The following is a 19,177-nucleotide window of genomic DNA, read 5'->3' as shown; positions in this document are numbered from 1 at the left end:
CAACGAGGAACACTCCGTAACAGGAGTGTTTTTCTTCATTTTAGGATATTTTATGAATCAATTACGTCCCTGGCGCGTATTACCGGATAGACTGATCAATAACAGAGAAAAGGAGGTAAAGCCATGCGGGTTGGAGCCGGTGAATCAAAAAGTCGGTTTTGGCAAAGAATGGTCACCTTGATGCTAGCGTTGACGCTGATGATGCCGGGGCTGTTTATGGGCCTGCCGGATTTCAAGACCGCTCATGCGGAGACGAAGCCTCTTGCGGCACCGGTTGTCGTCATTCCGGTACACCACACGGTGGAAAACGGGCTGTACAATTTCCTGGAACGTGCGTTCCGTGAAGCGGAAGAGATGAACGCGCTTCATATCGTGCTCGACATCAACACGTTCGGAGGACGCATTGACTCGGCACAGGAAATCGGCCAGCTGATCAAGAACAGCCCTGTTCCGACCATCGCTTATATACGAGGCAAGGCGATCTCGGCCGGCAGTTATATCGCGTTAAATGCGGAGCAGATTGCTATGGAACCGGGCAGCTCGATCGGAGCGGCGGCGATTGTCGATATTACCGGTAACGAGATTGAGGATACGAAAGCCATCTCTACCTGGTCCGGACTCATGAAAGGCGCGGCCGAAATGCGCGGGCGCAATTCGCAAATTGCCGAAGCGATGGTAGATAAGAATGTCGGCGTGACAATGCCCGAAATCGGCAGGACCGTGCCGAAGGGCGAAATCGTTACTTTGACTTCACAGGAAGCGTTAAAGGTCGGATATGCGGAAACCATTGCAGCAAGTCTGGATGAGGTCGTCAAGTTTATCGGCGGAGAGAATCATCCGCTGATTACGATGGAGCTTACTGTGGCTGAAAGAATAGCCCGCTTTGTGACCGAGCCGTGGGTGGCCACTCTGCTGCTGCTGATCGGCATTGCTGGGGTTGCGGTCGAGATTTTCGTACCGGGGTTTGGTCTTCCTGGTATTTTGGGAGTGCTCGGCTTCGGATTGTACTTTTTCGGCCATTACATCGCGGGTTTCGCAGGGGCTGAGGATATCGCTCTGTTTGTGGCCGGCATCATTTTGCTTTTTCTGGAAATTTTCGTTTCAAGCTTTGGCATTCTGGGCATCCTTGGAGCGCTCTGTTTGTTCAGCGGAGTGGTTTTGTCTGCCTATAATAAGCAAATGGCCGCGTGGAGCCTTGGGATCGCTTTTGTATTGGCGGTTGTGATTGTGGTCATTGTGATCCGGATATTCAGGCACCGGGGCGTTTGGAACCGGTTTATCCTGAGCGAGAAGCTGACTGCGGAGGAAGGATACGTTTCCGCTTCGTCCCGCAAGGAATTGCTTGGCCAAACCGGTCATGCGCTTACGCCGCTGCGGCCTGCCGGAACGGCGGTTTTCGGCGAGGAGCGTGTGGACGTGGTCACGTCGGGCGATTTTATTCCGGCCGGACGGACAGTCAAGGTCATTCAGGTCGACGGTTCGCGAATCGTTGTTAAAGAGATGAAAGAATGATTGAAAATTGGAGATAGGATGGTGCTTGTATGGATACTACCCTGATTACGTTCTTATTGCTTGCGGCGGTTGCGATCATCGTGCTGTCGGTGTTTTTCACCTTTGTCCCGGTGATGCTGTGGATTTCGGCACTCGCTTCCGGCGTGCGGATCGGCATTATTACGCTTGTGGCCATGCGCCTTCGCCGCGTTATTCCGAGCCGGATCGTCAACCCGATGATTAAAGCGACCAAAGCCGGTTTGGATTTAACGATTAATCAGCTGGAGAGCCACTTCTTGGCGGGCGGTAACGTAGATCGCGTCGTGAATGCGCTTATTGCGGCGCACCGCGCCAACATTCATTTGGAGTTTGCACGGGCGGCTGCGATTGATCTGGCGGGCCGGGATGTCCTGCAGGCGGTACAAATGAGCGTCAACCCGCGTGTGATTGAAACGCCTACGGTTTCTGCCGTAGCCAAAGACGGTATTGAAGTGAAGGTTATTGCAAGAGTAACGGTTAGGGCCAACATCGACCGGCTTGTCGGGGGAGCCGGGGAAGAGACGATCATCGCCCGCGTAGGCGAGGGGATCGTTACTACAGTCGGTTCCAGCAATTCGCATAAGGACGTGCTTGAAAACCCGGATTTGATTTCGCGTACGGTATTGGGCAAAGGGTTGGATGCCGGTACGGCTTTTGAGATTTTATCCATCGATATTGCCGATGTGGACGTGGGCAAAAACATTGGCGCCCAGCTGCAAACGGAGCAGGCGGAAGCCGACAAGCAGATCGCGCAAGCCAAAGCGGAAGAGCGCCGAGCGATGGCCGTTGCTTTGGAGCAGGAAATGAACGCGCGCGTCGTCGAGATGAAGGCTAAAGTGGTTGAAGCCGAATCCCAGGTTCCTCAGGCGATGGCCGATGCGCTTCGCGAAGGCAAGATCGGCGTGATGGATTATATGAACCTGAAAAACATCGAAGCCGATACCCAAATGCGCGCCGGTCTTGGAAAAATGAACAACCCGGATAAGAACAGCGGGGATGCTTAAGCGTCTTCCGTTCGGAAAGGCGGGATATAATCGTGGGTTTAATCGAATTCATTCTCGACAACTGGTTCATTCTGGTGATTATTTATATTGGACTAAGCACGTTTATGAAAACCAAACGGGGCGGGGATGAACCAAAGGATCAGCCGGGCCGGCCTGCGAGGCCGGTTCCCCAGGGTATGCCTCCGTTCGGCGGGGACGGGCCCGGCCGGGCTAAACGCGTTCAAGGGCGGCAGGAGCCCAAGGCTGTTCCGGCTCCGGAGGCCAGAGCGGCTGCTGCTCCGGAACCCCGTCAGGAGCCTGCCAGAGCTCAAGCTCCGCGGCCCAGACCTGCGCAGCGAACGCCGGCATCCGGGTTCCCGGGGTCTTCCGTACCGGTGCAAAGTCCCGTGAAGGCCACATTCCGTCCTACGTCTGAAGATTTGGCGCGCGGCGTGCTGTGGGCCGAGATTTTGGGTCCGTCGCGAGCCAAACGTCCTTATCGGCGGTGAAGCTCAAGAAGCACCGTATCACTGATCTGTTGATCAGCGGTACGGTGCTTTTTGTTGGCTGTGGACGATATCCGGGAGCGATAAGCCAGTTAAACGGGCATATTTTCAAATCCCGGGCATATGGTGTAATTAGCCGTGTTCTGGCTTTTGGATGCCCGAAGGGCAGCTTACGGAGGAGGTAACGTATGCGCAGATTGACACGCAGATTCAATCAATGGACCGCCAAACTGCTCGACCTGCCTCAGGACGTGGTGATGGACTTGCCCCGCATGACGATGATCGGAAATGTACAGCTGTACATTGAGAATCACCGGGGTGTTCTGCATTTCTCAAGCGACTTGCTTACGCTGGCTTTGACGAAAGGCCGGATTGAGGTATACGGATCACAGCTTGTTATCCGGGCGATCTTGTCGGAGGAAGTGTTTATTGAAGGCGTCATTCGAGATATCAAATACATTCCATAGCCTGGAAAGGGGAAGTCGTCCGTGAAATCATCGTTTATCCATCGACTGCGCGGTTATGTTTTGATCGAAGTAAGAGGCCGGCAGTTGGAAGAGCTGATCAATCGCATGGCGGTCATGCAAATGTCCGTCTGGGACATTCATTATTCGGCGGAGCAGCAGGCCAAGATGTTCGTAACGATTCCCGACTTCTTCAGGCTTAGGCCGCTGTTGAAAGAGACAGGCTCCCGGATCCGAATCAAGGAACGGCATGGGCTGCCTTTTTGGCTGGACAAGCTGGAGAAGCGCAAGTTTTTTGCTTTAGGGCTGCTTGGCTTCTTCATCGGCATCTATCTGCTTTCTTCCGTCGTATGGCAGATTCGGGTAGAAGGCAATGAAACGATTGAAACCGAAAGGATTTTGCAGGCGGCAGAGCGGGAAGGAATCCATAAGCTGCAGTGGAAATTCAGGCTGAAAGAGCCGGAGGCGCTGTCCAGATCGCTGCTGAGCCAACTGCCTGGCATCGCTTGGGTCGGGGTGGAGGTTCGAGGCACCCATGTGATCATTAAAATTGTTGAGGCTACGATTCCTGAGACGCCGCAGCTGCTCAGCCCGCGTCATCTGGTCGCGTCCAAAAATGCGATGGTCACCGAAATATTTGCGGAAAAAGGCAAACCCGTCGTGAAGCCCAATGCTTATGTGCGCAAAGGAGATATTCTGATCTCCGGTATTCTGGGGGATGAGGCGCATCAGCAAACGGTTGTCGCCCAGGGCAAGGTAAAGGGGCTGGTATGGTATAAGCCTGCTGTCGAGGTACCGCTTGTCTGGCAGTACAAAACGTACACGGGAGAAAGCAAAACCCGTTCCTTTCTCGTTATCGGCAGCCGCGGTGTGCAGATGAGCGGTTACGGCAACATTCCGTTTGAACAGCATGAAACGCTGCCCGAACAAAAAATGCTGACTTGGCGAAATTATACGCTTCCGATCGGTTGGCTACGCGAAAAAATCATGGAAGTGAGGCTGGAACAACGGCAGGTTGATCCGAAGGAAGCATCGGCTATCGGACTCGAGCAGGCCAGAGGGCAAATTTTGGCCGCCGCAGGCAAAGAATCTCGAATTCTATCCGAAAAAATTTTGCATGAAAAGACGGAGAGTGGTAAAGTTTATATGGAAATACTTTTTGAAGTAGAAGAATCGATTGCTGTTGAACAGCCGATCGTGCCATAACTCTATAGACGCAGACGTTTTCGGAAGTACAATATTCCGAAAACCCGGAGGAGAGATAAAACCTGTTGACAGACCAAGCAACCGTGAAAGTGGCACTCAAAAATACGGCCGAAGGACTCGCCTTGTTCGGGCCGCAGGACAAATTCTTACAACTGATTGAAAAGGAAATGCCGGCTCGGATCTTTACGCGTGAAGAAGAAATTGTAGTGCAGGGTTCAGTCGAGGTGACGGCTCGTTTGGAGCATTTGTTCAACGTACTGCTTACGCTGATACGCAACCAATACACGTTGACTGAACGTGATGTGAATTATGCGATGGACCTCGCCAAAGAGATGAAAGCAGACCAGCTGCTGGATTTGTTCAAGGGTGAAATCGCCGTTACGCATAAAGGGAAACCGATCCGGGTAAAAACCATTGGGCAAAAACAATACGTGGATGAAATCAGGAAGAAGGATATCGTCTTCGGTATCGGCCCGGCTGGAACGGGGAAAACGTATATTGCCGTCGTTCTTGCCGTCGCGGCGCTGAAGGAAGGTAAAATCAAGCGGATCGTCCTCACCCGTCCTGCGGTGGAAGCAGGAGAAAGCCTGGGCTTTTTGCCGGGAGATCTTCAGGAAAAGGTTGACCCTTATTTACGGCCATTGTATGATGCTCTTAATGATGTCTTGGGTCCTGAGCAGGTCGCGAAAACAATGGAGCGCGGATTGATCGAGATCGCACCGCTCGCTTATATGCGCGGAAGAACGCTGGACGATTCGTTTATCATATTGGACGAAGCGCAAAATACGACCCCGGAACAGATGAAGATGTTTTTGACCCGCCTGGGCTTCGGCTCCAAGATGGTGATCACCGGTGACGTCACCCAGATCGATTTGCCTCGGGGTAAATCATCCGGGCTTGTGGAAGCGCAGCGTATTCTGCGGTCGATCGAAGAAATCGGCTTTATCTCATTTGATGAACAGGACGTAGTGAGACACTCATTGGTGCAAAAAATTATCGTAGCCTATAATGAGGATAAAGAAGGCTGAGAAAGGGCTGACCTTTCGTCATGAAAAACCTCGTTTCCATTCCAGGCAAATTTCAATATCGGCTTACCGGTTGGAGACACAGCGCCGTAGTGCGCTTTCTTCTGTTTGTCTTGCTTGCGCTTGTGTTTTATTTAACGATGTTCCATCAAGTCGTGCCTCAAACCTATGATATTACATTAAATTCCATTGCGGAGAAAGATATTCTCGCAACCAGAGCAATCAAGAACAACGCAGCCACCGAACAAGCAAGAGAAGAAGCCGCACAGCGCGTGCAGCCGGTCTACACCATTGTGCCGCTCAGAAACGAACTTGCCGTAGGAGCGATTTTTGAAAAGCTGCAGCAGATCAACAGTGATACGGATGTGTCCCAGACGGATAAGGTCAGCATTTATAAGACGGTCATTCCAACCTTGATCCAGGACCATCTTGATCGCCAATTAATGAACTATATGAACAGCGGTCAATACAGCGACCAGTTGTTTACGGAGATGAACAAGAGCTTCCGTGAGCAGCAGTATCGGATACCGGAGGAAGCGTTTTATAAAATTCCAAGGTTGTCCGCAGAGGATCTGACTGCGATGGAGCCTGTAGCCAAAGAGATCGTAAGCAAGCTGATGAACGATCAGATTGTGGATGCGCAGGCGGCCCGCGTAAAGGTTCCTGAGCTGGTGAACGCTTCGACCTTAACGAAGAGCCTGACGCGCGAACTGGTGCAGGAGCTTGTCCGGGCTGCACTGACGCCCAATAAATTTTACGACCAGAAGGGGACAGAAGAGGCCAGGGCCCACGCGCGCGATAACGTAAAGGAAATATATATAAACAAAAATGAGGTACTGGTATCCAAGGGTGAAAAAATTACGGAGGAAGTATACAACCGTCTTGCCGAGCTTGAATTGCTTAAGGATGATACCAGCTCATGGCCGAATATAGGGCTTCTATTATTTGTTATTTTATGCTGCCTCGTCCTTTTCATGTATGTCCGCCAAAGCACCCTTCCGGTAAAGCATAACAACGTTCAGCTGCTGATGCTGATCTTGATTATCATTCTGACGCTGGGATTTATGAAAGTGTTCTCTATGGCGCAAAGCCTGGACTTCCCTTTTATCGGTTATTTGGCGCCGACCGCGATGGGAGCCATATTGATCACAATTTTGCTTAACGCTCAGCTAGCCTTTATCTCGTCGGTCCTGTTCAGTGTCATCGCCAGCGTCGTCTTTAACTCGGATCAGCTGTTTCCGTTCGATTTCAAATATGGCTTGCTGACGCTGACCTGCTCCTTTGCCGCGATTTTCTCCATCCAAAGAGCCAGCCGGCGTTCCTCAATCCTGAGGGCGGGCTTCATGGTCTCGTTATTCGGTCTTGTGCTTGTTGCGTCGCTGCTGATGCTGGATGATGATATCACGCAAAAAGACGCGCTTTTTGCTGCTTCTTTTGTGGTTGGCGGGGGCTTGTTAACGGCGGTTCTCGTCATCGGCCTGCTTCCGTTCTTTGAAATGGCGTTCGGCATTCTGTCGCCGTTGAAGCTCGTGGAGCTGTCGAACCCGAATCACCCGCTGCTGCGGAAGCTGCTTACCGAGACGCCGGGAACCTATCACCACAGTGTTATGGTCGGCAATCTGTCCGAAGCTGCGGCGGAGGCGATCGGAGCGGATGGTTTGCTCTGCCGGGTGGGAGCCTATTATCACGATATCGGCAAGACCAAGCGTCCGAGTTACTTTATCGAGAATCAGACGAACATTGAAAATCCGCACGACAAAATCGATCCTGCGCTCAGTAAATCGATTATCGTAGCGCATGCCCGGGACGGCGTCGAAATGCTGAAGGAATATAACATCCCTAAGCCGATTCGCGATATTGCGGAACAGCATCACGGTACGACGCTGCTGCAATATTTTTATCACAAGGCGAAGAAGCAGGCGGAAGAGAAGGGTGAAAAGCCGCCGGAGGAAAGCGAGTACCGGTATCCCGGTCCCAATGCGCAGACGAAGGAAACGGCGATTGTCGGCATTGCCGATTGTGTGGAAGCCGCCGTCCGTTCTTTGCGTAACCCGACCGTGGAGCAGATTGATACGATGGTTCGTAAAATTATTAAAAGCCGCCTGGATGACGGACAATACAATGAATGCGATTTGACGATTAAAGAGCTGGACCAGATTGCCAAGACGCTGAACGAAGCTTTGCTGGGCATCTTTCATTCAAGAATCGAATACCCGACCGAAATGCCGTCTCAAAAGGCGGATTCGGCAAGAAAGAATACGGACAAGACAGATGAGGTGAAGCCATGAGCCTTACGCTTTCATGGAACAATGAACAAGAGCAGTATGAGATTACGCATGCCCTGATTGAAAAGCTGGAGGAACTGCTCCGGTTGGCAGGCACCCTGGAACAGGTGACGGACGGCGAAGTGGCGCTGACGTTTACGGACGACGCTGCCATACAGGAGCTGAATAAGCAATACCGCGGCTTGGATAAACCGACCGATGTCCTGTCATTCTCCATGCAGGAAATGGGCGACGAGGAAATGGAAATCATCTACGGAAATGAGGATGACGCATTTGAGGACGATCCGGCAAAGAACAGGGGCGACGAAGACGAGGGCTTTGAAGAGCCTCTCGGCGATATCATCATCTCGGTGCCCCGGGCTGTGGAACAAGCTGCCGACTATGGTCATTCCATCGATCGGGAGATCGGCTTCCTGTTCGTGCATGGATTCCTTCATTTGATCGGATACGACCATCAGGACGAGGAAGAAGAGCGGGTCATGTTCGGCAAGCAAGAGCAGATTTTGCAGCAGGCGGGTCTAACGCGGTGAAGCAGCCGGTCAAATGGCATCGCAGCTTCCGTTACGCTTATGAAGGAATCAAATATGCTCTGGCCACCCAACGGAATATGAAATTTCATTTTTTCGCGGGACTCGCTGCGTTAGTACTGGCGTTGTTTTTTAAGCTTTCCAAAACAGACATATTGTTCATTCTGTTGGCCGTGACGCTCATGTTCATGACGGAGCTGATCAATACCGCCGTGGAAAAAACGGTCGATTTGGCTATGCCGGAGCTTCATCCGTTAGCCAAAATCGCAAAAGATGTAGCTGCAGCCTCCGTATTGGTGACTGCAGCTTTTGCCGCTGTTACAGGCATGATTGTGTTCTACGAGCCATTGGACCGGTTATTGCGGACGGCCCGCGCGGCGGAAGGGCATGCTTTGACCGCAGCCAGCGTGTGGATCTTGCTTGCTCTGGTTGTCCTTACGGCGATCGTAGCGCAGACCCGCTTCTCGGATAAAGGAGTTTGGGTCAAACCGAGCCTCCTGACATCGGTTGCATTTGCCATCGCCAGCTTGATTGCCGTCAGAGTGCAGGACACACTGGCGGTGCTGCTCGGATTTTTACTCGCCGGCGTGCTTTTGCTGGCCCTGTACGACAAACGGAAGCGAAGCTTCGGTTCGCTGATTCTCGGTGCGCTGCTCGGAAGCTTTATTACAATATTGTCTTTTTACCTGTTTTCTATATAATGGGCGATCTCTGCCGTAAAGGAGTGCTTCGCATGGATAAAGCCGAATTGATCGCTCAAGCTAAAGAAGCACGGAAGAAAGCTTACGCTCCTTATTCGCAGTTTAAAGTGGGCAGTGCGCTGCTGGACGCCAAAGGGAGGGTGCATCTCGGATGCAACATTGAGAACGCCGCCTACGGACCGACGAACTGTGCCGAGCGTACGGCTTTGTTTCGTGCCATTGCGGACGGGGAGCTCCCCGGCACTTTCCTGGCGATGGCTGTCATCGGCGATACGGAACAGCCGATCGCTCCTTGCGGCGTATGCCGTCAAGTGCTCGTAGAGCTGTGCCGTCCGGATATGCCGGTGTACCTTGCCAATTTGCGCGGGGATATCAATGTAACGACGGTTGGCGCGCTGCTCCCGGGCGCATTTACATCATATGATTTGGACGGAGGAACCACTGACTGATGTCTTATTCCGATAAAGAAAAGCAACCCAAGTTTAAATCCGGTTTTGTCGCCATCATCGGCAGGCCGAATGTCGGCAAATCCACGCTCATGAATCAGGTCATCGGCCAGAAAATCGCCATTATGTCCGATAAACCGCAAACCACCCGGAACAAGATTCATGGGGTGTATACGACTGATGAAGCCCAGATCGTCTTTTTGGATACGCCGGGTATTCATAAATCGCAGTCGAAGTTGGGGGACTACATGGTGAAAGCAGCGGAAAGCGCCCTTAGCGAAGTCGATGCCATTTTGTTTTTGGTCGATGTCGCAGAAGGTCTCGGCGGAGGGGATCGGTACATTATCGAGCAGTTGAAGAAAGTAAAGACGCCGGTGCTGCTGGTCATGAATAAGATCGATCAAGTCCACCCTGAAGCTCTGCTGCCGGTCATTACCACATATAAGGACTTGTATCCCTTTGCCGAGATTGTACCGATCTCAGCCATGCATGGAAATAATGTGAGCACGCTGCTCGATCAGGTAATCAAGTATTTGCCGGAAGGACCACAGTATTATCCCGCGGATCAAGTCACGGACCACCCGGAACAGTTTGTTTGCGCGGAGCTGATCCGGGAAAAAATATTACACTTGACGCGGGAGGAGGTTCCGCATTCGATCGCTGTGTCGATAGAAGATATGAAGTTGGAAGAAAATGGCGTTGTGCATATTTCCGCCGTGATTTATGTCGAACGGGATTCACAAAAGGGAATTATTATCGGAAAAAAAGGTGCGCTGCTCAAAGAGGTGGGCCAAAAAGCCCGCGCTGACATCGAAGCGCTGCTGGGATCCAAAACCTTCCTTGAGCTTTGGGTAAAGGTAAAGAAAGACTGGCGCAACCAGGAGCGGGTACTGCGGGATCTCGGTTTCCGCCACGAATAGGCTCTTGCTTGTTTTCAAAGAATTCTGCAGCGTTTAATGCAAATCATACATTCCAGTTTTTGTTCAGCATACTTCTGTCCGAATCGATCCATCCTAATCCCAGCAACAGGTATTGTAATCACGCTGCCAAGGGGAGGATGTACCATGAGAGATTTTTCGTGGAAGTATTTTTCGATCACTGGAGATGTGGATGCTTACCTGCTTTATAAGGAATATCAGATTCAGCCCGGAGAGGAGCCGGAACTGCCGGAGCAGGAGTCTGCGGCGGAAGCTCCGGAGACGATGCAGTAAATTGAGCGGTCCGTTTCCGGTTACCGGTTTGAATACGCGGGGAGAGGCTGTCGGTGCAGTACAGAGTGCAGGGAATTGTAATCCGCAGCATGGATTATGGGGAAGGTAACAAAATCATCACCTTGTTTACGCGTGAACTGGGCAAGATGAGCGTTGTTGCCCGCGGAGCCAAAAAGGTAAAAAGCAGGTATGGTTCGTCCGCCCAGCTTTTTACCTACGGAGATTACTTGTTTTTTAAATCCGGCCAGTTGGGTACTTTGAATCATGCGGAGATTATTGAAGCCTTTCATAAAATAAGGGAAGATTTGCACAAGGCCGCCCACGCTTCCTACCTTGCGGAGCTCACGGACAGAATGATGGGAGATCAGGAAGGGCAGCCTTTTTTATTCGGTCAGCTGAAGGCGAGCCTGCAAGCGATTCAGGAAGACAAGGATTTGCAGATCGTTAATCATCTTTATGAAATCAAAATGCTGATGCATGCCGGATATACCCCGGAGCTTGAACACTGTGTAGTGTGCAGGGAAAAGTCAGAACCTGTCGCGATAAGCATCGGCATGGGCGGAGTGCTGTGCGAACGTTGTCGGCTGCGCGACCCCGAGGCCATTCGTTTGACATCCGGGGTATACAAGCTGCTTCGGCTGTTTATGCAGCTGGATGCCAGGCGTCTTGGCCAAATTGATGTCAAACCGCAAACCAAGCAATTATTGAAGCAGATTATACGGAATTACTTCGATACACATGTGGGTATAAGGCTGAAATCGCGCGACTTTTTGGATCAGATGGATAAATACGGGATATAGTGTTTAAGATTTTTAAAAGATTTGTACAGAATTGACATTTTTTTGACCCAATGGTATTATAATATGATACACCCGTGTTGATACCTCTCGTGACGGAGCCTATATGCAGGCTTTGACAGCGGGATTTTTTTGTGAGAGGAAAGCTAATACAACATTTTTTGGCAAACGGTTCGTAGTAGTGCAAATAATATATAGTAGATAAAAAACGCTATTATGAATCCAAAGAAACAGAACGGAAAGGCGGGGACTCATGGGGGTAACCGAAAGATCGGTAATATTTGTCGCTTCGGACTCGGCAGGAGAGACGGGTGAAGCTGTTGTCCGCGCGGCGGCAGTGCAATTTCATCCGCAGCAGGTGGAAATCAGGCGGGTTCCGTTTCTGCGGGATACGTCGGATGTAGATCGGCTGATTCACACGGTGGTTGAACGCAACGGAATCATTTTGTTCACGCTGGTCATTCCGGAGTTGAGAGATTACTTGGTCGATCAGGCGGATCGTTACGGGATCCCTTATATCGACCTACTCGGGCCGATTATCCGTACGCTCGAGCAATCCTTAAAGCGACAGGCGAGTCATACGCCGGGCATGATTCATAAGCTCGACGAAGATTATTTTAAAAAGATCGAAGCGATTGAATTTGCCGTTAAGTATGATGACGGCCGTGATTTTAGCGGTATTCTTCAAGCGGATATCGTGCTGGTGGGCGTTTCGAGAACGTCGAAGACACCGTTATCGATGTACTTGGCCCACAAAATGTTTAAGGTGGCCAATGTCCCGCTAGTGCCGGAAATCCAGCCGCCGGAACAGCTGTTTAGGGTCTCGAACCGCAAAATTGTCGGATTGCGCATCGATCCGGATAAGTTGAATGTGATTCGTACCGAGAGACTCAAAACATTGGGTCTTCCCGACAGCGCCACTTACGCCAATACGGAACGCATTCGCGCGGAGCTTGATTATGCCGATAAGATCATGAAGCGTATTGGTTGCACCGTTGTCGATGTTTCAAACAAAGCTGTGGAAGAGATTGCCAGTGTCATTATAGATATGTATCGTTCCAGGTAAACCTCATTTTGGGGTTCAAGCAGGATTTTTTGCAAATTCATCGTATATAATATTAACGATAGTACTTCAGTCATAATTCCTGGTTACATTCCGGTGGGTGCATAATGACGTATAAAATTGTAGTGGATGCCGATGCATGCCCGGTGAAAGCGGAAATCGTACAGACCGCTGCTAAATTCGGGGTCGGCGTGCTGATGGTCGCTTCGTTTGACCACCTGCTTCAGCCGGCGGAAGGCGTGGAGATTGTTCAGGTGGATCGCTCCGATCAATCCGTTGATTTATATATCGCCAACCGCATCTCGGCGGGAGATGTATTGATTACGCAGGATTTCGGAGTTGCGATGCTGGGTTTGGGCAGAAGAGCGATAGCGATGTCCAACCGCGGACAAATGTACAGTGACCGGAATATAGGGTTTTTACTTGAGCGTCGGCATGAACAGGCAAAGCTGCGGCGGGGGGGAAAGCATACCAAGGGTCCAAAAGCTTTTACGGACGAAGATCGCCAAGCATTTCTACAAACTTTGACAAAAGTTTTATCTCGCATGCAGGAGAATGCCGGAATGTAGCGAATAGTAATTACGTGTTAATTTGAATGAAGGTGATTAGGATGAGTAACGGACGCATTCCCGAGCATGTCATCGACGCGGTCCTCAAAGCCCACGATATTGTGGAAATTGTCGGCCGGCACGTTCACTTGACAAAGCAGGGTCATTACCTCAAGGGTCTCTGTCCTTTTCACTCTGAGAAAACACCGTCCTTCACCGTTACGCCGGAAAGGCAAATCTATCACTGCTTCGGTTGCGGAGCGGGGGGTAACGCCATTCGTTTTATTTCCGAGGTGGAAGGTCTGTCCTTTGGTCAGGCGGTTCGCAAGCTGGCGAACGAAGCCAATCTTGATGTCGGTTTTGGTCTGCAAAACGCACAGGAAGAAACAAAGGAGCAGGCGGAGCGCGCCAAGCTGCTGGAAGGCTATGAGATGGCAGCCAAGCTGTATCAGTATATCCTTCATAACACCGAACAGGGGAAAGCGGCTAAAGCGTATTTACGGGATCGGGGAATGAATGACAAGCTGATCGAAACGTTCGGGCTTGGATACGCGCCTGCAAGGCGGGATACGTTGACCAACCTTTTGGACAAGAAACAGTACTTTCTTCCGCTTATGGAGCAAGGTGGACTGCTTTCGGCCAAACATGACGGAAACGGTTATGTGGATAAGTTTCGCGACCGCATCATGTTTCCGATTTATGATTGGAAGGGACAGGTTATCGCATTTGGCGGGAGAGCCATGGGCAATGTGCAGCCCAAATATTTAAACAGTCCTGAATCCATGCTTTTCCACAAAAGCCGGACGCTTTACAATCTTCACCTGGCCAGACCCCAAATTCGCAAAACTCAGGAGATTGTGCTGTTCGAAGGGTATATGGATGTGATTCGAGCATGGGAAGCAGGCATAAAAAATGGTGTAGCTACGATGGGTACGGCTCTTACTTCAGAGCAAGCAGAATCGATTCGTCGGCTCGCCGAACGGGTGACGGTCGTTTATGACGGAGATCAGGCGGGGCAAACCGCCGCCTACAAAAGCATTCCTTTACTCGAGAACGCGGGCTGCCAAGTCAGGATCGCCATGCTGCCCGATGCTCTCGATCCGGATGAGTATATTGCTAAATATGGTTCTGAACGATTCGTACGGGAAGTTATCGAAACCGCCGTACCGTCGATCAAATATAAACTTCTTTACTTTCGCAACAATTACAGGCTGCAGGAAGATGGAGAAAAGCTCCGGTACATCAAGCAGGCGCTCAAACTGATTGCAGGACTGTCATCACCCATTGAGAGGGAACATTATCTCAGAGAGCTTTCGTCCGAATTCCGGTATTCATTGGAAGCATTGCAGCAGAATTTGAACGAAATCCGTCTGCAAACGGAAAAAAACGTAAGATCTGGGGATAATAACGGCAATCCGTGGAATAATGTTATGAATAACGGGAAGCCTCGGAAAGAAATCCCTTCTATGGTTCCTGCGTATCAATTCGCAGAGCGGCAGCTTCTTGCCGTCATGATGCTGGACCGGGATATAGCCGGTTATGTTGAGCGCCGGTTGGGAGACGGTTTTAATGTGGAGGCTCATGCGGCGTTGGCCGCATACTTGTATTCCTACTATGCCCAAGGGTATGAGCCGAATGCCGGCACATTCATAGGCATGCTGCAGGATGACAAATTGGAGAGCCTGGCCAGTTCCCTGACCTTAATAGACAACCGCAACGGGATCAACGATGCCGTTATTGACGATTACATCCGGGAAATTAAGAAGTACCCTCTATTGCAGTCATTGGAGCTAAAGAAAGAAGAAGTGAAGCAAGCAGAACGTTCAGGGGATATCCCTAGAGCACTGCAGCTGGGCAGTGAGATTATTTCCCTAGAAAAGCAGTTGAAATCATCCTGAAGCCGACCAAGCGGTGAATGGTTGAAATTCTAGGGAGGAGGGAGTTGTATGATGGCGAACGATCAACGTACGGAAATAGAGACAGAACTGACGTTGGAACAAGTAAAGGAACAGCTGATTGAACATGGAAAGAAGCGTTCCGCAATCACGTACAAAGAAATTATGGAAAAACTTGCTCCTTTTGACCAGGATCCGGAGCAAATTGACGAGTTTTTCGAGCAGCTTCAAGAGATGGGCATTGATGTCGGCAACGAAGCGGATGACGACCATGACATGGTTGCGATGGAGCATGATCACGACGAATTTCATTTTGATGACGATTTGTCTCTGCCTCCAGGGATCAAGATCAACGATCCGGTTCGGATGTACTTGAAGGAAATCGGCAGGGTTCCGCTGCTCTCTGCTGAGGATGAGGTTGATTTAGCGAAACGCATCGAGCTTGGCGACGAAGAAGCCAAGCGCCGCTTGGCGGAAGCGAACCTCCGGCTTGTGGTCAGCATCGCAAAGCGCTATGTCGGTCGCGGGATGCTGTTCCTTGACCTAATTCAAGAGGGCAACATGGGCTTGATTAAAGCGGTAGAGAAATTCGATCACACCAAAGGCTACAAATTCAGCACCTACGCAACCTGGTGGATTCGTCAGGCGATTACCCGCGCCATTGCCGATCAGGCCAGAACTATCCGGATTCCGGTACATATGGTTGAAACGATCAATAAGCTGATCCGGGTATCCCGTCAGCTTCTGCAGGAGCTTGGTCGTGAACCTACGCCGGAAGAAATCGCCAAGGAAATGGACTTAAGTACCGATAAAGTACGGGAGATCATGAAAATCGCTCAGGAGCCGGTATCCCTTGAAACCCCGATTGGCGAAGAAGACGACTCCCATTTGGGTGACTTTATTGAAGATCAAGAAGCGCTTGCGCCTGCGGACGCTGCGGCTTACGAACTGCTTAAGGAACAGCTCGAGGATGTGCTCGACACTCTGACAGAGCGTGAAGAGAATGTGCTTCGCTTGCGCTTCGGTTTGGACGATGGCCGTACTCGTACATTGGAGGAAGTCGGTAAAGTATTCGGTGTTACCCGGGAACGGATTCGTCAGATTGAAGCTAAAGCGCTGCGCAAACTTCGTCATCCCAGTCGAAGCAAACGGTTGAAAGATTTTCTTGAATAAAAGGGTATGCCTGGACCTTTCTGCGCATGGATGCGCGGTTAGGTCTAATTTTTTGTCATTCTGAGGCCGATAATCAATTATGAAAAAAATGCAGGCTTAGGGGAGACATGGCCTATGGATGATAAAAAGAAAGAGATGATTGTTCGTGAGATCGAGCACTGGCGGCGCAGCAAGCTGCTGCCTGAGCATTACTGTGATTTTTTATTGAATATTTATGATATGCACCAGCAGGATCAAGATAAGAAGGAACAGGGCGGCTTATTCGGTGTCACCCCAAGTAAAATTCGAAACAGCAATTGGAAAATCTGGATGCTGGGATTGCTGCTGATCATTGCTTTATCTTTTACTGCTCTTAATTTTAACGCTTTTGAATTACCAATGCAAATAGGAATTTCCATTATTTTTTAGCGGGCTGTTATGGATGGGGCTCCTCCAAGCTTGAGAAGGAACCTATGGCTGCTCAATTATGGATTGGAATGGCCTCATTATTCCTGCTGTTTATCGGTGTTTATTTACTGAGGCTGCATGGTGTTCAGGCTTCGGTGCCGGTCGTTGCCTACGTTGCGCTGTGCAGCGTGGTTTGGATCCTGACCGGTCTTTTGGCCAGATTGGCGCTGTTCCAGCTGTGCGGCTGGGTCAGTTTGGTGTTCTGCTATGGCTGGCTGCTGCACTATCAACTGGAGACGCTATCGTGGATCACGCTGCAGCTGAGCTGGATGCCGCTGGCCATTCTTTTCTGCTGGATGTCTTGGATAATTCATGAGAAGAACAGTCAGGCTGGGCTGGTTTTTTTCCTGCTAAGTTTAATTGTTTGGTATATGCCCGAATTATATGCTATGCTTTATGCTGAAAAATACGGCTCCCAAACCGTGCAATGGCTGTTGTTAAGCAAGCTGCTGGCGCAGGCCGGGCTGTTGTTTGCTTGGAGAAAAAAATGGACTGAGTGGGTTGTATAGATGATTCGATTGTCAAAACGACTGGAAATGATTGCGCAGGAGGTTCCGGCCGGCAGCCGCCTGGCGGATATCGGGTCCGATCACGCGCTGCTGCCGTCCTTTCTGGCGCAGCAGGGAACCATCCTACGCGGTGTGGCCGGAGAAGTGAATGCAGGGCCGTTCGAAGCGGCCTTGAAACAGGTCCGGTCGGCGGGACTCGACGGGATCATCGATGTAAGGCTCGGTGACGGACTGCAGGTGATCTCGCCGGGGGAAGTGGACGTCATTACGATCGCAGGTATGGGCGGCACCCTTATCGCCTCCATACTGGAAGCGGGGATAAGCAAGCTTGCCGGTGTTCGCCGGCTGGTGCTGCAGCCCAATGTAGGGGAAGCCAACGTCAGGCAGTGGCTGTTGGACCATGAATGGGTGCTTACAGGGGAGAAAATCATGCGGGAGGACGGCAAAACCTATGAAATTTTAACAGCCGTCCCCACAGATCTGGCTCCGTATGGCAACGATGAATTGTACGCATCCCGAACGCTGCCGGGCGGACTGATCGCGGATCGGAAGCTCATGCTGCAGATGGGGCCTTTCTTGCTCCGGGAGGCATCGCAGGTCTGGATCGACAAGTGGCTTAACGAGTTGGAGAAGCTCAACCGCATTTGCGAGCGGCTGTCGCATTCCGAATTGGAAGCATCGCGCAGCAAGGAAGCGGAGATCAAAAGGGAAATGCAACGAATCAAGGAGGTGCTTGAGCTGTGTACGCCAAAGGACAAACCGTGATCGGCCTAATGGAGGAGCTGGCTCCGAAATCATATGCCGTAGAGGGTGACAGGATCGGCTTGCAAATCGGTACGCTGCAAAAGGATATACGCAAAGTGCTTGTTGCGTTGGATGTCACCGAAGAGGTGGCGGACGAGGCGATTCGGGAAGGAGCTGACTTGATCATCGCCCATCACGCGATTATTTACCGTCCTCTGCCGCATATTCAAACCGATACCCCTGCGGGGCGGCTGTATGAGAAGCTGATCAAGCATGATATCGCCGTTTATATCGCGCATACGAATCTGGATGTGGCGGATGGCGGAATTAACGATATGATGGCGGAAGCGATCGGGATGACCGTTACGGAGCCTCTGGATGAAGTGCATACGGATAAGCTGAAGAAGCTGGTTGTGTTTGTACCGGCAGATCATGCGGAGAAGGTCAGGCAGGCGATGTTCGACGCGGGTGCCGGCGGGATAGGCAAATACAGTCACTGCAGCTTCAACATCGAGGGAACGGGCACCTTTAAACCGGGCGAGGGTACAGACCCGTTCATTGGTAAGACCGGAAAGCTCGAGGAAGTCAAAGAGGTGCGTGTGGAAACGATCGTGCCGCAAAGCGTGGAGCGCAAAGTCGTCCAAGCCATGCTGAAGACGCATCCTTACGAGGAAGTGGCCTACGATTTGTATGCTCTCGATCTGAAGACGCGCACATTCGGTCTGGGGCGGGCAGGCAAGCTGCCCAAGCCGGTTACGCTAGCAGAGCTGTGCGAGCAGGTGAAGCAGGCCTTTGATGTTCCTATGCTGCGTGTGGTCGGAGATCCGGACCGCGTTATCCGCAAAGCCGCCGTACTCGGAGGATCGGGAAGCCGTTATGTCAAGCACGCGATGTTTGCCGGCGCAGATGTTCTGATTACCGGCGATATCGATTACCATACGGCTCACGATGCTTTGGCCGCCGGCATAGCCCTTATTGATCCCGGTCATAACGTAGAGAAAATTATGAAGCAGGGCGTTGCCGAATACCTGCAGCGAAAGCTTGCCGAAAGAAAATGGGCGACAGCGGTCGTCGCTTCGCGAATTCATACAGAACCGTTCCGTTTTGTGTAGATCAT

The 19,177-nt window shown here is 51.1% G+C and carries 21 protein-coding genes; all 21 read left to right on the top strand.

Annotated features, from left to right (window positions below; genetic code table 11):
• Positions 1–123: 123 nt before the first annotated feature.
• The 21 genes from EXW96_RS13425 to EXW96_RS13330 all read left to right on the top strand — a co-directional run bounded on the left by EXW96_RS13425 (position 124) and on the right by EXW96_RS13330 (position 19,172).
• Positions 124–1,512, top strand: a complete 1,389-nt coding sequence (locus tag EXW96_RS13425; RefSeq protein ID WP_174350743.1) for an NfeD family protein — start codon at positions 124–126, stop codon at positions 1,510–1,512.
• A gap of 29 nt (positions 1,513–1,541) precedes the next feature.
• Positions 1,542–2,534: a flotillin-like protein FloA gene (floA, locus tag EXW96_RS13420; protein ID WP_062407554.1), complete on the top strand. Its 993-nt coding sequence runs from the start codon at positions 1,542–1,544 to the stop codon at positions 2,532–2,534.
• A 32-nt stretch (positions 2,535–2,566) separates the two neighbouring features.
• Positions 2,567–3,022, top strand: a complete 456-nt coding sequence (locus EXW96_RS13415) for a hypothetical protein (protein ID WP_174350742.1) — start codon at positions 2,567–2,569, stop codon at positions 3,020–3,022.
• A gap of 185 nt (positions 3,023–3,207) precedes the next feature.
• Complete coding sequence (yqfC, locus tag EXW96_RS13410) at positions 3,208–3,486, top strand: sporulation protein YqfC (RefSeq protein WP_054819392.1); 279 nt, start codon at positions 3,208–3,210, stop codon at positions 3,484–3,486.
• A 21-nt stretch (positions 3,487–3,507) separates the two neighbouring features.
• The gene (yqfD, locus tag EXW96_RS13405) at positions 3,508–4,689 is read left to right on the top strand and encodes a sporulation protein YqfD (RefSeq protein WP_174350741.1); all 1,182 of its coding nucleotides are present in this window, start codon (positions 3,508–3,510) and stop codon (positions 4,687–4,689) included.
• Between the two features lie 65 nt (positions 4,690–4,754).
• Positions 4,755–5,717 carry a PhoH family protein gene (locus tag EXW96_RS13400; protein WP_174350740.1) on the top strand — a complete coding sequence of 321 codons (963 nt, stop codon included), beginning with the start codon at positions 4,755–4,757 and terminating at the stop codon, positions 5,715–5,717.
• A 20-nt stretch (positions 5,718–5,737) separates the two neighbouring features.
• Entirely contained in the window at positions 5,738–8,002 is a 2,265-nt protein-coding gene (locus EXW96_RS13395; protein WP_174350739.1) for an HD family phosphohydrolase, read from the top strand.
• Positions 7,999–8,529 (top strand): rRNA maturation RNase YbeY, encoded by a 531-nt coding sequence (gene ybeY, locus EXW96_RS13390; RefSeq protein WP_174350738.1) that lies wholly within the window; start codon positions 7,999–8,001, stop codon positions 8,527–8,529. The genes EXW96_RS13395 and ybeY overlap by 4 nt, the downstream gene beginning before the upstream one ends.
• On the top strand, positions 8,526–9,227 hold the full coding sequence (locus EXW96_RS13385; RefSeq protein WP_074726975.1) for a diacylglycerol kinase family protein: 702 nt from the start codon (positions 8,526–8,528) through the stop codon (positions 9,225–9,227). The genes ybeY and EXW96_RS13385 overlap by 4 nt, the downstream gene beginning before the upstream one ends.
• A 32-nt stretch (positions 9,228–9,259) precedes the next feature.
• On the top strand, positions 9,260–9,676 hold the full coding sequence (locus EXW96_RS13380) for a cytidine deaminase (RefSeq protein ID WP_174350737.1): 417 nt from the start codon (positions 9,260–9,262) through the stop codon (positions 9,674–9,676).
• Positions 9,676–10,593 carry a GTPase Era gene (gene era / locus EXW96_RS13375; RefSeq protein WP_062407569.1) on the top strand — a complete coding sequence of 306 codons (918 nt, stop codon included), beginning with the start codon at positions 9,676–9,678 and terminating at the stop codon, positions 10,591–10,593. The genes EXW96_RS13380 and era overlap by 1 nt, the downstream gene beginning before the upstream one ends.
• Positions 10,594–10,737: 144 nt before the next feature.
• The gene (locus EXW96_RS13370; RefSeq protein WP_074726974.1) at positions 10,738–10,884 is read left to right on the top strand and encodes a YqzL family protein; all 147 of its coding nucleotides are present in this window, start codon (positions 10,738–10,740) and stop codon (positions 10,882–10,884) included.
• A 53-nt stretch (positions 10,885–10,937) separates the two neighbouring features.
• Positions 10,938–11,684: a DNA repair protein RecO gene (gene recO / locus EXW96_RS13365; protein ID WP_174350736.1), complete on the top strand. Its 747-nt coding sequence runs from the start codon at positions 10,938–10,940 to the stop codon at positions 11,682–11,684.
• A 250-nt stretch (positions 11,685–11,934) separates the two neighbouring features.
• Positions 11,935–12,747 carry a pyruvate, water dikinase regulatory protein gene (locus EXW96_RS13360; RefSeq protein ID WP_054819394.1) on the top strand — a complete coding sequence of 271 codons (813 nt, stop codon included), beginning with the start codon at positions 11,935–11,937 and terminating at the stop codon, positions 12,745–12,747.
• A gap of 104 nt (positions 12,748–12,851) precedes the next feature.
• The gene (locus EXW96_RS13355; RefSeq protein WP_174350735.1) at positions 12,852–13,313 is read left to right on the top strand and encodes a YaiI/YqxD family protein; all 462 of its coding nucleotides are present in this window, start codon (positions 12,852–12,854) and stop codon (positions 13,311–13,313) included.
• A gap of 41 nt (positions 13,314–13,354) precedes the next feature.
• A complete protein-coding gene (gene dnaG, locus EXW96_RS13350; RefSeq protein ID WP_174350734.1) occupies positions 13,355–15,190 on the top strand; it encodes a DNA primase in 1,836 nt (611 codons plus the stop codon).
• Between the two features lie 51 nt (positions 15,191–15,241).
• Positions 15,242–16,360, top strand: coding sequence for an RNA polymerase sigma factor RpoD (rpoD, locus tag EXW96_RS13345; protein WP_054819410.1), 1,119 nt, complete (start codon positions 15,242–15,244; stop codon positions 16,358–16,360).
• A gap of 114 nt (positions 16,361–16,474) precedes the next feature.
• Positions 16,475–16,768 carry a hypothetical protein gene (locus EXW96_RS27500; RefSeq protein ID WP_254611376.1) on the top strand — a complete coding sequence of 98 codons (294 nt, stop codon included), beginning with the start codon at positions 16,475–16,477 and terminating at the stop codon, positions 16,766–16,768.
• A gap of 44 nt (positions 16,769–16,812) precedes the next feature.
• Positions 16,813–17,316 (top strand): hypothetical protein, encoded by a 504-nt coding sequence (locus tag EXW96_RS27495; protein ID WP_254611375.1) that lies wholly within the window; start codon positions 16,813–16,815, stop codon positions 17,314–17,316.
• Entirely contained in the window at positions 17,317–18,081 is a 765-nt protein-coding gene (locus tag EXW96_RS13335; protein WP_054819395.1) for a tRNA (adenine(22)-N(1))-methyltransferase, read from the top strand.
• A complete protein-coding gene (locus EXW96_RS13330) occupies positions 18,057–19,172 on the top strand; it encodes a Nif3-like dinuclear metal center hexameric protein (RefSeq protein WP_062407583.1) in 1,116 nt (371 codons plus the stop codon). Before EXW96_RS13335 ends, EXW96_RS13330 begins: the two co-directional genes overlap by 25 nt.
• The last annotated feature ends 5 nt before the right edge of the window (positions 19,173–19,177 follow it).

This window comes from Paenibacillus sp. JMULE4 (genome assembly GCF_013337105.1).
Classification (GTDB): domain Bacteria; phylum Bacillota; class Bacilli; order Paenibacillales; family NBRC-103111; genus Paenibacillus_G; species Paenibacillus_G naphthalenovorans.
This window is presented reverse-complemented; position numbering and strand designations above follow the sequence as displayed.

What these genes read in the sequence shown, in the direction of transcription:
- ybeY (WP_174350738.1), top strand. Translation starts at nt 7,999, where the DNA reads ATGAGCCTTACGCTTTCATGGAACAATGAACAAGAGCAGTATGAGATT.
- EXW96_RS27495 (WP_254611375.1), top strand. Translation starts at nt 16,813, where the DNA reads ATGGCTGCTCAATTATGGATTGGAATGGCCTCATTATTCCTGCTGTTT.
- EXW96_RS13425 (WP_174350743.1), top strand. Translation starts at nt 124, where the DNA reads ATGCGGGTTGGAGCCGGTGAATCAAAAAGTCGGTTTTGGCAAAGAATG.
- EXW96_RS13335 (WP_054819395.1), top strand. Translation starts at nt 17,317, where the DNA reads ATGATTCGATTGTCAAAACGACTGGAAATGATTGCGCAGGAGGTTCCG.
- EXW96_RS13370 (WP_074726974.1), top strand. Translation starts at nt 10,738, where the DNA reads ATGAGAGATTTTTCGTGGAAGTATTTTTCGATCACTGGAGATGTGGAT.
- rpoD (WP_054819410.1), top strand. Translation starts at nt 15,242, where the DNA reads ATGGCGAACGATCAACGTACGGAAATAGAGACAGAACTGACGTTGGAA.
- EXW96_RS13355 (WP_174350735.1), top strand. Translation starts at nt 12,852, where the DNA reads ATGACGTATAAAATTGTAGTGGATGCCGATGCATGCCCGGTGAAAGCG.
- yqfC (WP_054819392.1), top strand. Translation starts at nt 3,208, where the DNA reads ATGCGCAGATTGACACGCAGATTCAATCAATGGACCGCCAAACTGCTC.
- floA (WP_062407554.1), top strand. Translation starts at nt 1,542, where the DNA reads ATGGATACTACCCTGATTACGTTCTTATTGCTTGCGGCGGTTGCGATC.
- EXW96_RS13360 (WP_054819394.1), top strand. Translation starts at nt 11,935, where the DNA reads ATGGGGGTAACCGAAAGATCGGTAATATTTGTCGCTTCGGACTCGGCA.
- EXW96_RS13380 (WP_174350737.1), top strand. Translation starts at nt 9,260, where the DNA reads ATGGATAAAGCCGAATTGATCGCTCAAGCTAAAGAAGCACGGAAGAAA.
- EXW96_RS13395 (WP_174350739.1), top strand. Translation starts at nt 5,738, where the DNA reads ATGAAAAACCTCGTTTCCATTCCAGGCAAATTTCAATATCGGCTTACC.
- dnaG (WP_174350734.1), top strand. Translation starts at nt 13,355, where the DNA reads ATGAGTAACGGACGCATTCCCGAGCATGTCATCGACGCGGTCCTCAAA.
- EXW96_RS27500 (WP_254611376.1), top strand. Translation starts at nt 16,475, where the DNA reads ATGGATGATAAAAAGAAAGAGATGATTGTTCGTGAGATCGAGCACTGG.
- era (WP_062407569.1), top strand. Translation starts at nt 9,676, where the DNA reads ATGTCTTATTCCGATAAAGAAAAGCAACCCAAGTTTAAATCCGGTTTT.